This is a genomic window from Stenotrophomonas sp. pho (assembly GCF_006228405.1).
GTDB classification, from domain to species: Bacteria; Pseudomonadota; Gammaproteobacteria; order Xanthomonadales; family Xanthomonadaceae; genus Stenotrophomonas; species Stenotrophomonas sepilia.
In genome coordinates, this window is record NZ_CP029759.1 from 808,283 (window position 1) to 822,906 (window position 14,624).

At 67.7% G+C, this 14,624-nt stretch carries 10 protein-coding genes; 4 read left to right on the forward strand and 6 right to left on the reverse strand.

What is annotated here, in order from left to right; translation table 11 throughout:
* The first annotated feature begins 5 nt into the window (after positions 1 to 5).
* The 3 genes from DL544_RS03715 to ychF all read left to right on the forward strand — a co-directional run bounded on the left by DL544_RS03715 (position 6) and on the right by ychF (position 2,565).
* Positions 6 to 623 carry a 50S ribosomal protein L25/general stress protein Ctc gene (locus tag DL544_RS03715; protein ID WP_005415401.1) on the forward strand — a complete coding sequence of 206 codons (618 nt, stop codon included), beginning with the start codon at positions 6 to 8 and terminating at the stop codon, positions 621 to 623.
* A 48-nt stretch (positions 624 to 671) separates the two neighbouring features.
* The gene (pth, locus tag DL544_RS03720) at positions 672 to 1,250 is read left to right on the forward strand and encodes an aminoacyl-tRNA hydrolase (protein WP_005415402.1); all 579 of its coding nucleotides are present in this window, start codon (positions 672 to 674) and stop codon (positions 1,248 to 1,250) included.
* A 223-nt stretch (positions 1,251 to 1,473) separates the two neighbouring features.
* The gene (gene ychF / locus DL544_RS03725; protein WP_005415403.1) at positions 1,474 to 2,565 is read left to right on the forward strand and encodes a redox-regulated ATPase YchF; all 1,092 of its coding nucleotides are present in this window, start codon (positions 1,474 to 1,476) and stop codon (positions 2,563 to 2,565) included.
* Between the two features lie 504 nt (positions 2,566 to 3,069).
* Here the strand turns inward: ychF and DL544_RS03730 are convergent.
* The 4 genes from DL544_RS03730 to DL544_RS03740 form a co-directional block, all read right to left on the reverse strand.
* On the reverse strand, positions 3,070 to 6,318 hold the full coding sequence (locus DL544_RS03730) for an autotransporter family protein (RefSeq protein WP_065196892.1): 3,249 nt from the start codon (positions 6,316 to 6,318) through the stop codon (positions 3,070 to 3,072).
* A gap of 262 nt (positions 6,319 to 6,580) precedes the next feature.
* The gene (locus tag DL544_RS21540) at positions 6,581 to 6,961 is read right to left on the reverse strand and encodes a LuxR C-terminal-related transcriptional regulator (protein WP_231114059.1); all 381 of its coding nucleotides are present in this window, start codon (positions 6,959 to 6,961) and stop codon (positions 6,581 to 6,583) included.
* 50 nt (positions 6,962 to 7,011) lie between these two features.
* Positions 7,012 to 7,221: a response regulator gene (locus DL544_RS21545; RefSeq protein WP_255313053.1), complete on the reverse strand. Its 210-nt coding sequence runs from the start codon at positions 7,219 to 7,221 to the stop codon at positions 7,012 to 7,014.
* Positions 7,218 to 9,797 (reverse strand): hybrid sensor histidine kinase/response regulator, encoded by a 2,580-nt coding sequence (locus tag DL544_RS03740; protein WP_255313054.1) that lies wholly within the window; start codon positions 9,795 to 9,797, stop codon positions 7,218 to 7,220. Before DL544_RS03740 ends, DL544_RS21545 begins: the two co-directional genes overlap by 4 nt.
* A 20-nt stretch (positions 9,798 to 9,817) precedes the next feature.
* Between DL544_RS03740 and DL544_RS21550 the strand changes: the two genes are divergently transcribed.
* Positions 9,818 to 10,546: a hypothetical protein gene (locus DL544_RS21550; protein ID WP_255313055.1), complete on the forward strand. Its 729-nt coding sequence runs from the start codon at positions 9,818 to 9,820 to the stop codon at positions 10,544 to 10,546.
* Between the two features lie 19 nt (positions 10,547 to 10,565).
* Here the strand turns inward: DL544_RS21550 and DL544_RS03745 are convergent, their stop codons facing one another.
* Positions 10,566 to 11,789 (reverse strand): EAL domain-containing response regulator, encoded by a 1,224-nt coding sequence (locus DL544_RS03745; RefSeq protein ID WP_139726759.1) that lies wholly within the window; start codon positions 11,787 to 11,789, stop codon positions 10,566 to 10,568.
* A complete protein-coding gene (locus DL544_RS03750; protein ID WP_065186359.1) occupies positions 11,786 to 14,557 on the reverse strand; it encodes a response regulator in 2,772 nt (923 codons plus the stop codon). The genes DL544_RS03745 and DL544_RS03750 overlap by 4 nt, the downstream gene beginning before the upstream one ends.
* Between the last annotated feature and the right edge of the window lie 67 nt (positions 14,558 to 14,624).

Genomic DNA, 14,624 nt, shown 5'->3' on the forward strand with positions numbered 1-14,624 from the left:
CGAAAATGTCGAAGACCCATGAAATCAAGGTCACCAAGCGTGAACTGCAGCGTAAGGGTGCGAGCCGCCGCCTGCGTCACGCGGGTGTGATCCCGGCCATCGTGTACGGCGGCAACGCCGAGCCGGTCGCCATCAGCCTGGACCACAACGAAATCTGGCTGGCCCAGCAGAACGAGTGGTTCTATGCCTCGATCCTGGACCTGAACCTGGACGGCCAGGTGCAGAAGGTCCTGCTGCGTGACATGCAGCGCCACCCGTACAAGCAGCTGATCATGCACCTGGACTTCCAGCGCGTGAACGAGAACGAAGCCCTGACTGCTTCGGTCCCGCTGCACTTCGTCAACGAAGACACCTCGCCGGCTGGCAAGGCTGCCGACGTCGTGGTCACCCACGAACTGAAGGAAGTGACCATTACCTGCCTGCCGAAGGACCTGCCGGAGTCGATCGAAGTCGACCTGGGCGAGCTGAAGGCCGGTGACGTGGTGTACCTGTCCGACATCAAGCTGCCGAAGGGCGTGGAAATCCCGGCGCTGGCGCTGGGCAAGGACCACGACGACGCCATCGTCACCGCCAAGGCCGGCAAGGCCGACGCGGCTGACGAAGAAGCGGCTGCCGCCGAGTAATACCGTTACGGTGCCTGCCTCCGGGCAGGCACCGTACTGGAAGGAACCATGGCAGGACTGCGACTGATCGTCGGTCTGGGCAACCCCGGATCTGAACACGCCCGGACCCGGCACAATGCCGGGTTTCATTTCGTTGAGGCCCTGGCGGAAAAAGCCGGTGCGCGATGGAATGTGGACAGCAAGCTGTTCGGCGAGACCGCCAAGGTCGAGATCGCCGGGCAGACGGTGTGGCTGCTCAAGCCCGCCACCTTCATGAACCTCAGCGGCAAGTCGGTCACCGCCGCCCAGCGGTTCTGGAAGATCGAGCCGGAGGAAACCCTGCTGGCCCACGACGAACTGGACCTGCCGCCCGGCGCGGCACGGCTGAAGTTCGACGGTGGCCACGGCGGCCAGAACGGCCTGCGCGACACCATCCGCCTGCTCGGCCACGGCAAGTTCCATCGCCTGCGCGTGGGCATCGGCCATCCCGGCCACAAGGACCGCGTGGTGGGTTGGGTGCTGGGGCGCCCGTCGAAGGACGACGAGGTGCTGATCGCGCGCGCCATCGATGATGCGATCGACGTGATGCCGCTGGCGGTGCAGGGCGATTTCAACGAAGCGATGAAGCGGCTGCACACCCCGAAATAGCCGGTAGGTACCGACCGTTGGTCGGTACGGAACCAACCAATCCGGTAGGTACCGACCGTTGGTCGGTACGGAACCAACCAATCCGGTAGGTACCGACCGTTGGTCGGTACGGAACCAACCAATCCGGTAGGTACCGACCGTTGGTCGGTACGGAGAATGATTGGAAAAGCAGCGCCCAGGCCGCTGTTTCCCCAATCACTTTCACCCCAGAGAGCTGTCACCCATGGGTATCAAATGCGGCATCGTCGGCCTGCCCAACGTCGGCAAGTCGACCCTGTTCAATGCGCTGACCAAGGCGGGTATCGCCGCGGCGAACTTCCCGTTCTGCACCATCGAGCCGAACGTCGGCATCGTGCCGGTACCGGATCCGCGCCTGAACGAGCTGGCGGGCATCATCAACCCGCAGAAGGTCATCCCGACCGCAGTCGAGTTCGTCGACATCGCCGGCCTGGTAGCCGGCGCCGCCAGCGGTGAAGGCCTGGGCAACAAGTTCCTGGCACACATCCGCGAAGTCGATGCGATCACTCACGTGGTGCGCTGCTTCGAGCACGGCGACATCGTGCACGTGGCCGGCAAGGTCGATCCGATCTCGGACATCGAAACCATCGATACCGAACTGGCGCTGGCCGACCTGGACAGCGTCGAGAAGGCACTGAACCGTGCCGAGCGTGCGGCCAAGGGCGGCGACAAGGATGCAGCGGCGCGCAAGCCGGTACTGGCCAAGCTGCAGGCGGCGCTGTCGGAGGGCAAGGCCGGCCGCTCGGCCGGCCTGGACGAGGAAGAGAAGGCGCTGGTGCGCGACCTGTTCCTGCTGACCCTGAAGCCGGTGATGTACATCGCCAACGTGCTGGAAGACGGTTTCGAGAACAACCCGCACCTGGAAGCCGTGCGCGCGCATGCCGCCGCAGAAGGCGCGCAGGTGGTACCGGTGTCGGCCGCGATCGAAGAAGAGCTGTCCCAGCTCGACGACGAGGACCGCGATACCTTCCTGGCCGACCTGGGCCTGAGCGAGCCGGGCTTGAACCGCGTGATCAACGCGGCCTACAGCCTGCTCGGCCTGCAGACCTACTTCACCGCTGGCGTGAAGGAAGTCCGTGCGTGGACCGTGCGCAAGGGCGCCACTGCCCCGCAGGCCGCCGCGGTCATCCACACCGACTTCGAGAAGGGCTTCATCCGCGCCGAAACCATCGCGTATGACGACTTCATCAAGTACAAGGGCGAAGCCGGCGCCAAGGAAGCAGGTCGCCTGCGCCTGGAAGGCAAGGAATACCGCGTGCAGGAAGGCGATATCCTGCACTTCCGCTTCAACGTCTGATCCGGCGGCAACGGATCGCCCCCGGACGCCCCGCCCTGTGCGGGGCGTTCGCGTTTCCGGCGATGGACAAAAAATCACCACACTGCGAAACGCTTGTGGCGTGACGTTCGCCGGCACTTGTCCACAGCAAACTCCCATCGCTTTCCACGCCACATGTGGAAAACCGCACAGCTCCCCTGTAGAGCCGAGCCTACGCTCGGCTCAGGGGGGTATCAGCAGAGCGTGGGCTCGGCTCTGCCAGGTTGCCTGTGCAATATGGACAAATTTTCACCACGCTTCGAAACGCCTGCGGTGCAATGCTCGCACCCACTTGTCCACACCAAATCCCAACCACTCTCCACGGCGGATGTGGAAAACCGCGCATGGGCGTGGACAAAAAAACGCCACACCCTGAAACGCTTGGTACGTGGAGCTCACCGCCACTTGTCCACACCAAACTCCCACCGCTTTCCACGCGGCATGTGGAAAAAGCGCCCGGCACTCCCTTGCCGGGCACTTCCCGCATCACCAGGTGTACGACACGCCCAGCTGGGCACCGACGTCGCGGAAGCCCATGCCGCCGCTCTGCCGGCTCAGTTCGCCCCAGCCGCGCCAGCCGCCGGACAGATCCACCTGTACACCGGCCTTGGCCTCGTAGATGTCGCGCGGCAACTGCCGCTGCAGCCGTTCACCGTCCATCGCCAGGCCCGCGCCATTGCCGCCGGACCACCAGTTCACTGCCACGTACGGATGCACCTGGCCCTGCGCCGCGCTCAACCCACGGCTGTACAGGCGCAGGCCGAGGCGGGTGCTGGTCTCGTCACCACTGCGGTCTTCGACCACCGTGCCGTTGGCCTCGACCACGCGGTCGCTGTCATAGCGGCTGTGCACTACCTGCAGTTGCGGTTGCAGGTAGATGCCGCGCTGCGCGGTGCGCCGCAGGGGCAGCACATAGCCAGCTTCGGCAGATGCACTCCAGTTGCGGGCGTCATAACGTTCCTTCTGCAGTCCATCGCCCTGCACGCTGTTGCGGAAGCGGCCGTACTGCAGCCAACCATCCACATAGGCGCCGCCTTGCATGCGTGCATCCTGCAGCCAGGTGGCATAGGCACCCACACTGGTGCCGGTGACCACGCCACGCGCGGTGTAGCCGGTCACCTGCGAGCGGCTGTCATTGCGCGCGCGGCCGTGGCCGAGCATCGCACCTGCCTGCAGTTCGCCCGCGCCGCCCACCTCGAAGCGACGGCCGACGCCGACCAGCACGCTGCTGATCTGCCCATCGACCTGGACCTGGCGGTTGCGGTCGTGGCTGTCGGGCTGCGCGCTGCGAAGGTGCATCCAGGCCACGGCATCGCTGCTGGCGCCGGCCTCGGCGGCGGGATCACCGGCGCGGTCGTGCAGGCTGTGCCGGAACATGCCCAGCGCGGCGTTGCGGTTGGCCAGGTAAGCCGCCGGTTCCGGGCGTTCCACCTGCGGGCGCGGCGGGTCGATCGGCGGTTCCGGCGGCAACGGCGGGTCGACCGGCGGTTCCGGCGGTGACGGCGGGTCGACCGGCGGCTCCGGCGGCTGCGGCGGATCAATCGGCGGTTCCGGCGGCTCCGGCGGATCGACGGGTGGCACGTATTCCGAACGCAGGTACCAGTTGCCATCATCCGGGGTCGACACGCCGCCCTTGAACAGGAAGTAGTCGTAGGCACCGGCGACCGCGCGTCCCTGCAGGCTGAACTGTGCATCGGACTGGCCGCCAACGGTGATCAGGCGGATACCCTCCTGCGTCAGTGCACCGGCACCGCCGGCATTGCGCACGCTCACGCTGGCAGTGCCGCTGCTGTTGCCATTGATGACCAGCTGGTCGCCCAGCGAAGTGTCGTCACCCAGTGCACGGTTGAAGATCCACTGGCCCCCGTTGCCCACATAGTCGCCGCTGACAGTGACGGTCTTGAAGCCGCTTGCCCCCGGGGTATCGAAGGCGATGGTGCCGGCGTGTTCGAGCGCGCCGACGCTGGAACTGGCACGCACGTTCCACTGGCTGCTGCCATCCAGCGCAAGGTGTGCGACCTGGTAGCCGGAGTCGTTGCGCAGAGCACCGCTGAACGTGGTGCCGTTGCCCAGCACCATGCGTACGTCAGCCGTTGCGCTGTCGACCACCACGTCACCGCGCAGCGTGCTGGCGTCGGCGCTGAAGTCGATGCGGCTGGTCGCCACGCTGCTGCCATCGGTGAACACCGTGTCGCTGACGCGCAGCAGGCGCCCGCTGCCGTCGCCTGCGGTCACATCGCTGCCATTGACGGTCAACGCATGGTTGCTGCCCTGCAGCCAGAACGCGGCGCCGCTGGCGGTCTCGATGTGGCTGTCATTGAAGGTGGCGCGGTTCCAGTACGGGCCGAACGCGGTCAGGTAGGAGCGGTAGCCACCGCTGTTGCTGCCGGTCATGCGGATGTCCAGGCGATCGGCCTGGGTCAGCCGCGCGGTGTTCATGTGCACGATGCCGAACACGTTCTCGCCGTCGCCGCGGATCGCAACGGTGTCGAGCAGCGCGGTGGCGGTGGAGCCACCGATGAACACGCCGCCACCCCCGTTGCCGCGCACGTCGATCACGCTTCCGGTGGCTTCAATGCGGCTGGCGGTGCTGCCGGTGGAACCGGTCACGCGTACGCCATAGGTCGCATCGCCGTGCGTGGTGATCCGGCCGCCCTGCACGGTGGCGACACCGCCAGCGATCTCGACACCGTAGCCGTAGGTGTCGGTCCAGGTGTCGATGGTGCTGTCGGTCAGCTGCAGGCGCGACTCATCGCTGGCCAGCCAGAATCCGGAGTAGCCATCACGCACATCGAACGCGGCGTCGCGGGCGGTCAGCTGCCCCCAGCTGTTGATGTTCACGCCATAGCCGCCGACGGTGTAGAAGCTGCCGCCGTTGATCACTGCGCTGGAATAGGTCTTGCTGATGCGGCTGCCGAGCAGGCGCATGCTGCCACCCACCGAGTGCGCTTCCACGTTCTCCAGCAGCACGCTGCCACCACTGTCGATATCGAACCAGCCGCCTTCCATGTAGGTGTCATACAGCTCGGCGCGGCTGCCCGCGCCATCGACGGCAACGCCGGCGAGGATGCCACCGGGAGCGAGGGTGATGCGGCTGTTGCGGATCGTCAGCAGGCCCGCGCTGTCGGCGCGCAGGCGGGCACCACCGTCGGCGCTCATCTGCAGATCGGCCAGGTGCAGTTCACTGCCCTTGCCGGACGCACCGGCCAGCGCCGCACCGGTACCTGTCACTGAAAGACGGCCCCCGGTGTAACGGATCACGCCACCGTTGTAGGCCTGCACGCTGCCGAATCCGCTGCCGTTGCGCGTGGCATCGATATCGACATCGCGCGCATCGATCACGCTGCCGGCACCATTGGCATACAGTGCGTAGAAGCCCACGCCGGTAGCGGGTGCGATCGACAGGGTGGCACCGCGCAGCTGCACCTGGCCGCCACTGGCAGCAGACACGGCGCTGCCATTACCGGTCACGTTGATGCGGCTGCCATCGATCAGTGCGCTGCTGCCAGCGCCGGTGACGGTCAGTGCGAAGCTGCCCGCGCCATGGGTGAGGACATCATCGGCACCCAGCTGCAGGTTGTTGCCGTCGCTGACCTGCAGGGGCCCGGTCAGATCGGCGGCGTGGACTGGCAGTGCCGCCCACAGGGCGGTTGCCAGCAGGCTGGGAAGGAGGGGAGCAGGCGCGAGGCGCGCGCGCCCGGACGCTCGGCGGCGCCGAGTGGGGGAGGCGTACATGCTGTTGGACTTCCTGTGGCAGGGCGCAGCAGGGCTGCGCGGACTGGCGCGGCAGGGCCGCGTCGCTGCGGAAGCCACACGCGATAGCAGCTGCAGGCGCCATCGGGCTTCCGTCCCCACGGCGACGCGGTTGCTGCCGGCAGGCGCACCATGGCGGGATGCGTCCAGCCTAGAAATCGGCACTGTCCTATGGAATCAGGCGTTTCCTAAAGCCGTCGCAGGCCCTCGTACGGGGCCCGCAGGATTCAGCCTGGAGTGGGCCTCAGGCGAACAACGAGGCCTGCAGGCAGTACTCGATCAGTGCCTGGTCACTGTCCACGCCGAGCTTGCGCATCGCACTGATCTTCTGCGTGCTGACCGTCTTGGCGCTGCGCTGCAGCTGGCGTGCGATGTCGCCCACGCTCATGCCGCCGGTAAACAGCCGGATCACTTCCAGTTCGCGCGGCGACAGGCGTGCACGGACCGCATCGGCATCGGCTGGTTCGCTCGCCGCGACCGGCAGCAGGCCCGGTGGCCGGTAGACGCGGTCGGCCAGCACCACGCGCAGGGCCTGTACCAGGCTGCCCAATCCATGGCTCTTGAGCACGACGCCGCCGGCGCCGGCGGCATACATCGCTGCAACCAACGACGGATTGGACACCATCGTCAGCACCAGCAGGCGCGTCTCCGGGAAGCTGCGGCGCAGGAACGAGATCAGCTTGATGCCGTCACCGAAGCGGTCGCCCCCGGCATGCTGTAGTCGGTGATCACGACCTGTGGGCGGGTGCGGGTCATCAGTTCGATCAGCGTCGCCGGGTCGGCCGCCTCACCCACCACGTCCAGGTCCAGTTCCCCGGCCAATACGTCGCGGATGCCGGCAAGCACGATCGGGTGGTCGTCGGCGATGAGGATCCGTGTGGTCATGGCAGGGTCGGGTCGTCAGGTGGGGAAGGGGAGGCCGCATCAAGCAGCGGATGCAACAGCTGTTCGAGGCGTCGCTGGAAGTGGGCAAGCGACGCCGCCTGGGTGGTCAGGTCATCGCCGCTCGCAAGGCTGTGCTCGATCTGCAGGCCGCTGTCCACCAGGGCGGGTGCGCCCACGATGACCAGTGCGCCACGGATGCGATGCAGTACCTGCACCACGCGCGCGGGATCGGCGCTGGCAATCGACTGGCGCAGGCTGTCCAGGTCGGCCTGCATGGTCTGCACGAACAACGCCTGCATCCTCGCGGGAACCTGCAGCGGGAGATCATCATCGCCCGTATCGGTGGATTCCGGTGCTTGCGATGGCGCGGGAACCGTTGCGTCGCCCCGGGTTATCCCGATCAGCAGGCGTTGCAGCGCTTCCAGCGTGATCGGCTTGACCAGCACGCCCTGCATGCCCGATTCCTGGCAGCGCTGGCGTTCGGCCGGGTCGGCATTGGCGGTGGCGCCGTGGATCGGCACGCTGACACCGCGCGCCCGCAAGGCGCGCGCCAGGCCATAGCCATCCAGCCCGGGCATGTTCAGGTCGGTCAGCACCAGCGCGAACTCGTCCTGCTGCCAGTAGCCCAACGCTTCATTGCCGTCGCTGGCGACCACGGCGCGGCAGCCGAGCTGTTCCAGCTGGTCGCGCAGGATCGCCTGGTTGATCGGGTTGTCCTCGGCCACCAGCACCTGCAGGCCGAAACGGCGCGTCGCCGGCAGGCGCCCTTCGGCGCTGGCCGCCAGCGGCTGGCCACTGGCGGCAGCCAACGCGAGCACGATCGCGTCGAACCGGTGCAGGCCAACCTGCCAGGCGCCATCGATCTGCCGTGGCCGCACGCCGCCGTCGCGGCAGGCAACCGCACGCGGTCCATCCACCCACCCGGGCAACGCGTCGCCCAGGACCAGGTCGAGCAGCACGGTGGACGACGGCAAGCCCGCCGCGCTTTCATCGCGGTACACGCTGGCCAGTGCACCGCGCTGCTGCAGGCGGTCGCACAGTGATTGGACCAGCTCGCGCACACCACCCCGCACCTGTACCTGCAGGCCCGCAGGCAACTGCGGCGCAGGAGATTGCTGCGGATCGGCCGGCGCCGGGGGCAGCGGCAGTTCTACGCTGAAGCTGCTGCCCAGGCCGCTCTCGCTGACCACGCGCAGCTGGCCTTCCATCAACGCCACAAGATGCGCGCAGATGGAAAGGCCCAGGCCGGTGCCGCGCATCGCATCGGTGCCCGGGTTGGCCTGGAAGAACGGCTCGAACAGGTGTGCCTGGTGCTCGCTGGCAATGCCGATGCCGGTATCGGCGACCTGCCACTGCAGCCAGCAGCGCTGCTCTTGCCAGCGTGCCGAGACGCGCACCACCACGCGTCCGCTGTCAGTGAACTTCAGCGCGTTGCTGATCAGGTTGTTGAGTATCTGGCGGATCCGTGCCGCATCACCGCACACCACGGACGGCACGTCGGCATCGATGCAGGCGTAGAACTGCAGCCCTTTGCTGGCGGCCGCGGCAGCATACGAGTCGAGCGCATCCTCGGTCAGATGCACTGGATCGAACGGGCTGGGTTCCAGGCTCAGTTGCCCGGCCTCGGCCTTGCTGACATCGAGGATGTCGCTGATCAGTTGCATCAGCGTCGAGGACGAACGCTGGATCGTCCCCAGGTAGTCCCGCTGACGCGCATCCAGTGGCGTGAGTCCGAGCAGTTCGAGGGTGCCGAGCACGCCGTACAGCGGCGTGCGGATCTCGTGGCTCATGGTGGCCAGGAACTGGCTCTTGGCCCGGTTGGCCTGGTCGGCGGCACGGCGCGCCTGCTGCAGCACCTGCTCGGCTTCGTGCTGGCTGCTGAGATCGATGAACAGACACAGCACCGCCGGCTCGCCGCGATAGCGCGCCGGCGTCGCGGTCACCAGCAGGTGGCGGCCTTCGGGCGTGGTGTAGGCCAGCCCATCGCCGAGCGTGGTGCCTCCAGCGGACAGCACGCTGCGCCGCCAAGGGCCATGCCAGCCTCCGCTGTGGTGGTCTTCGCCCAGCCAGCGGCGGGCGAGGGTGTTGTCCAGCAGCACATTGCCATCGGTACGGTGCAGCAGGCACAGCCCGATCGGCGCGTTGTCCAGGATGGTGCGGCTGAAGGCTTCGCTTTCCAGCAGCCGCGCGTGGTTGCTGCGCAGCGGCTCGATGACCGAACGCCGATACGCGCGCAGCACCAGCGTGCCACCCAGTGCCAGCAGCAGGGCCACCACCGTCGCACCGAGCAGCGGCCCCTGCGGGTGCTGGAATACCTGCCGCCAGCTGACGTGGTAGACCGCCAGCCAGCCGCGCTCGCTGCGCATGCGGAACTGCAGGCCTCCCAGGCCTGCCTGCCAGGAGGTGCCAGCGTTGCTGGCATCTGCAGCATCGCCCAGCAGGCGCTGGCCATCGGCATCGAACAGCGACAGCCGTTGGAACACCGGAACACCCAGCACCTGCCGGTAGTCATCGACGCGTGCCGGATCGAGCAGGCACGCCAGCGCGGCCTGCGAATCCTTGCCGTCCTCCCCCACAGGCGCGCATCCTGCGGAGCGTGGGCGATGGCGAGCAGCCAGGTCTGCCGGTCGCGCCACGGCACGCTTACCCAGGCGATGCCGCCGCGCTGCAGCGTGGGCCGCGTACCCAGTGCGCGGTGGATGTCGGCGATCGCCGGTCGCAGGTGATGCGGGCTGTTCTGGCTTGCATCGGTACCGACGGTCTGTACCGGTGCCAGCAGCCCGCGTGTGCCCTGGCCATCGACCAGCAGGCATTGCGGTGGTGGGTAGCGCGAAGCGGACCAGAACGTGCCGTAGAAGCGCAGGAACCGGTCGCCCAGCTCGGTCGGTGGCGAACGACCGGCCCCCTCGCTCCCGATCACCGCGAAGTTGGCATACAACGGACCGCGTTGCAGTTCCACGCTGGCATCGGCAACCGGCTGGCCTCGTACGCCGACATCATGCAGCCGCCACTGGCGCAGGAAGCGCTCCTGCTCGCGCAACGTGCCGTCCAGGCGGCGGAAGTGGTACTCGATCTTGCTGCGCTCTTCGTTCAACAGTTGCGAGCCGGCCGACAGCAGCAGTCCGGCCTGCAGGGTCGCCAGCACCACCACGCCGATCAACAGGGCATGGACGCGGAGCGAGCGGCGAGCGAGTCGGCGTACAGGAGCGGCCTCGGCCGGCATGGCAGGTCTCAGGGCATGGGGCGGACATCGGCACCGGTGGCGGCGCGAAGTCCGCCGCTACTGCATAGACAGGATCATCAATGCCGCTTGATGTTTTTGTGAAGCCGTCGTGGAATCCGCGTCAGCGCAGGGCGGCCCGCGGTCTTTCGTCCAGTTGCGGTGCTTCCTCGTCCAGCAAACAGTTGAATTCGTCCGACGGCAGCGCCTGCGAGATCAGGAACCCCTGCACCTGGCTGCACCCTAACTGCCGCAGTGCGGCCAGGTCGGCATCACTTTCCACGCCCTCAGCCACGATGATCAGGCCCAGCTGGTTGGCCAGTGCGATCACCGTCGACAGGGTCAGGTGCAGGGCCGGGTCACGGGCGCAGCCACTGACCAGCGCGCGGTCGATCTTGACCTCGGTGAAGGGGGTATTGACCAGGTTGTGGACCGAGCTCAGGCCCTGCCCGAAATCATCCTGGGCCAAGCCGAAGCCCTTCATGCGCAGCCGGCAGGCACCGGCATAGAAGTCGCTGACGTGCCGCGTGGTGCTGTTCTCCATCAGTTCGAAGCACAACTCGCCGGGCGTCCCGCCGTGGGCCAGGGTCAGCGCCAGCAGCTCATCGGGCAGGTCCGACTGCTCCAGCAGATGAGGCGGCAGGTTGATCGACACCGGTACCCGGAAGCCCTGCTTGCGCCAACGCGCCTGTGCGCTGATGCTGGCCTTGAGCATCATCCGCAGCAGGTCGCCCTCCAGCCCGTAGCGGCAGATCGCCGGCAGGAAGCTGCCGGCGGCCAGCGTGCCCAGCTGCGGGTGGCGCCAGCGCACCAGTGCTTCGGCCGCCACCACCCGTCCGGACTGCAGTGACTTCTTGGGTTGGAACCACGCCGTCAGGCTGCCATCGGCCATCGCCTGGCGCAGCTGCGACGCATCCGGTTCGGGGACTGCCGCTGCCGCGAGTGAGGGGGCCTTGTCGGTGGCCGGGCGCGCCTGCGCCAGCGCCTCGAACAGCGGGTCCACGTCGGCGGCCGCCACCGGCTTGGGCAGCAGGCCGATCACATCCAGCCCCAGCGATTCGGCCATCAGCCGTGCCGAGGTCATCATCCGCCGCGGGGCCGCGCTGACCACGGCAAGGCGCGGCGGGCGTGGTTGCGCCGCCAGTGCCTGGATGAACTGGATGCCGTCCTGCCCGGGCATCAGCAGGTCACTGACCACCAGGTCGTAGGGCTGGCAGGCACACAGTGCGATGGCGGCATCCACGTCTTCGCAGGCATCGACCTGGATACCGGCGCGGCTGCCGAACAGATTGGCCAGGAAACCACGCTGGAAGGGCTGGTCTTCCAGGATCAGGACGCGCTGGGTCATGCGGGGTCTCCTTGGCGCAGGGTGGTGAGCGCCTTGCGCAGGCGGGCGATGTCGACGGGTTTGCTGAGGTAGCCCTGCATGCCACTGGCCAGGCAGCGCTCGCGCTCTTCGGCGGTGGCATTGGCGGTGGCGCCGATCACCGGTACCGGGTTGCCGTCATCGCGCAGCTGGCGGGCCAGCGCGTGGCCGTCCATGCGCGGCATGTTGATGTCGGTCACCACCAGATCGAAGCACTGCTCGCGGCACCGCTGCAGCGCTTCCATGCCATCCTGTGCCAGCTCCACGTCGCAGCCGAGGGTGCGCAGCTGCTCGGCCAGGATCACCCGGTTGATCGGGTTGTCCTCGACGGCCAGCACGCGCAGGCCCAGAGGCATCGGTGGTGCCGTGCGCGTGGCCTCCGGCTGCGCCGCGCGCTGCTGCTGCACGCTGGCCAGCGCCTTGCCGATCGCGGTCATGCCGTGCAGGGTCACCACCAGGCTGCCGTCGGCGGCAGTGATCGGCTGGTCACCGCCCTCGATCGATGCCACCACGCGCGGGCCCGACCAGGCCAGCGGCATCCCGGCTTCGCCATCCATCAGGATCGCGCCGTCATGGTCCAGCAACGCCGGGTCACCAAGCAGGGGCTGCGCGTTGGCGCCCCAGCGACACAGCCAGCCACAGGCACTGTCGACCAGCTCGCGGTCGCGGCCGCGCACCAGGATCGGTGGTTCCGGCAGCAGTGTGGGGCCATCTTCGGCAGCGGCCAGCACCGGCAACGGCAGGCGGACGCTGAAGCTGCTGCCCAGCCCGGGTTCGCTCACCACCTGCAGCTCGCCGCTCATCAGGCGTACCAGGCGGTCGCTGATGGACAGGCCCAGGCCGGTGCCCTGCGCGCTGGCTGCGCCGCGGACCTGGCGGAACGGTTCGAACAACCGCGCCTGTTCCTCCGCAGCGATGCCCACGCCGGTATCGGTCACCTGCCATGCCAGCACGCTCGATTCAGCTTCGCGCTGCACCTGGCGCACGCGCAATACCACCCGGCCATGCTCGGTGAACTTGATCGCGTTGCTGAGCAGGTTGCCCAGCACCTGGCGGATGCGGTCGGCATCACCGAGCACCCGTGTCGGCAGGCGCGGATCGGTACAGACCAGGATCTGCAGGCCCTTGCAGGTGGCCGACGCGGCGAAGCTGCGCAGCACGCTCTCGGTCAGCTCGCGCGGCGAGAACGCCGTCGGCTCCAGACTGAGCTGTCCTGACTCGATCTTGGAAACATCCAGCACATCGCTGATCAACTGCAGCAGGACCGACGAGGAACTCTCTATGGTGCGCAGGTACTGCGACTGCCGGGCGTCCAGCGAGGTGTGCCCCAGCAGCTCCAGCGTGCCCAGCACGCCATACAGCGGGGTGCGGATCTCATGGCTCATGGTGGCCAGGAACGCGCTCTTGGCCTGGTTGGCCGCATCGGCGGCCTGGCGTGCCGACGACAGTGCGGCCTGTGCCTGGCGGTGCCGGGAAATATCATGGAAGACGCATAGCAGCACGTCATCGCCCTGGTAGCGGCAGGCCGCGTGCAGCACTTGCAGCTGGCGCCCATCGCGGGCGGTGAATTCAAGTCCACGCCCGCGTTCGCCGGCATGTCCGCGCCATGGTGCCTGCCAGTCGCTGTGTTCGCCTTCTTCGCCGAGCCAGTCGCGCAGCAGCTGGTTGGAGAGCAGCAGCGCGCGGTCGCTGCGGCGCAGGACGCAGATGCCGACCGGCGCCATGTCGATCACCGTCGAACTGAAGTCCAGGTTCTCCAGCAGGCGGCGGTGCTGCTGCAGGGCCGGCTGGATCAGCTGGAGGTCAACGCGATGCCGTAGCAGGCGCAGCGCAACACCGGCCAGCAGCAGCAACAGCACGCAGACCAGCAGGGGCACGGCCAGGTCGCCCAGCAGCAGCGGCGGCGGCAGGTGGTAGACCAACCGCCAGCCGTCATTGCCGACACTTTTCACCAGCGCTACGCCGCGCGGCAGGCCGCCGCTCCACAACGTGCCGAAGCTGTCGTCCTGGCGCTCCCGCAGGGTCTTCCAGCCCGCACCATCCAGCCGCGGTGCCTGGCTGGACAATGCAGGCTGCCCCGCACGGTCGAGCAGCGCGTAACCGCCAATGCCCTGGCCGTCGATCATGCTCGCCGCCGCCGCGCCATCGAGCAGCAGCACCAGCCACTGCGCCGGTTGGGGGCCCGCCTGTACCGGCTGCGCCAGCGCAACGCCACTGTCACCCGGCCGCAGCCAGTACACCGGGTCTGCACCCTGGAGGCTGCCGCTGCGTGCCTGCAGCGCACGCAGTGATGGCAGGTGCACCAGGTCGACGTCGACCTCGCCCCCGGCCAGCCAGTGCGCGCCGCGTGCATCGATCAGCAGCAGATGCGTCTGCAGTGCCTGCAGCGTGTGCTCGGCGCGCGCTGACAGCAGCAGCCGCTGGCCCGGCTGGCCACCGGGACCATCCAGCGGCAGCTGGCGCACGCCCTCGCTGTCTGCGGCCGGTGCATCCGGGTTGCCGGCCAGTACCGAATCCCCCAGGTAGCGCAGCAGGGCTTCGCGCTGGTCGAAATAGATCTGTGCCTTGTAGGCCGCTGCATTCATCTCGCGGCGATGGGTCGAGATGTCTTCGGTGAATGCCGTGAGCAGGTAGAACCCGGCCGCGGCGGCCAGGCAGATGAAGACGCAGACGGTCAGGCAGCGCAGCAACACCGACGCGGTGGTCGATGGCACGGCCTGCTGCAGCGAAGGGCGGGGAAAGCGGAACATGCAACGATGCTAGGGAGCGGCGCTGATGGCGCGGAATCAGCTGTTTCCTAAAATCCCCCGCTGGCCG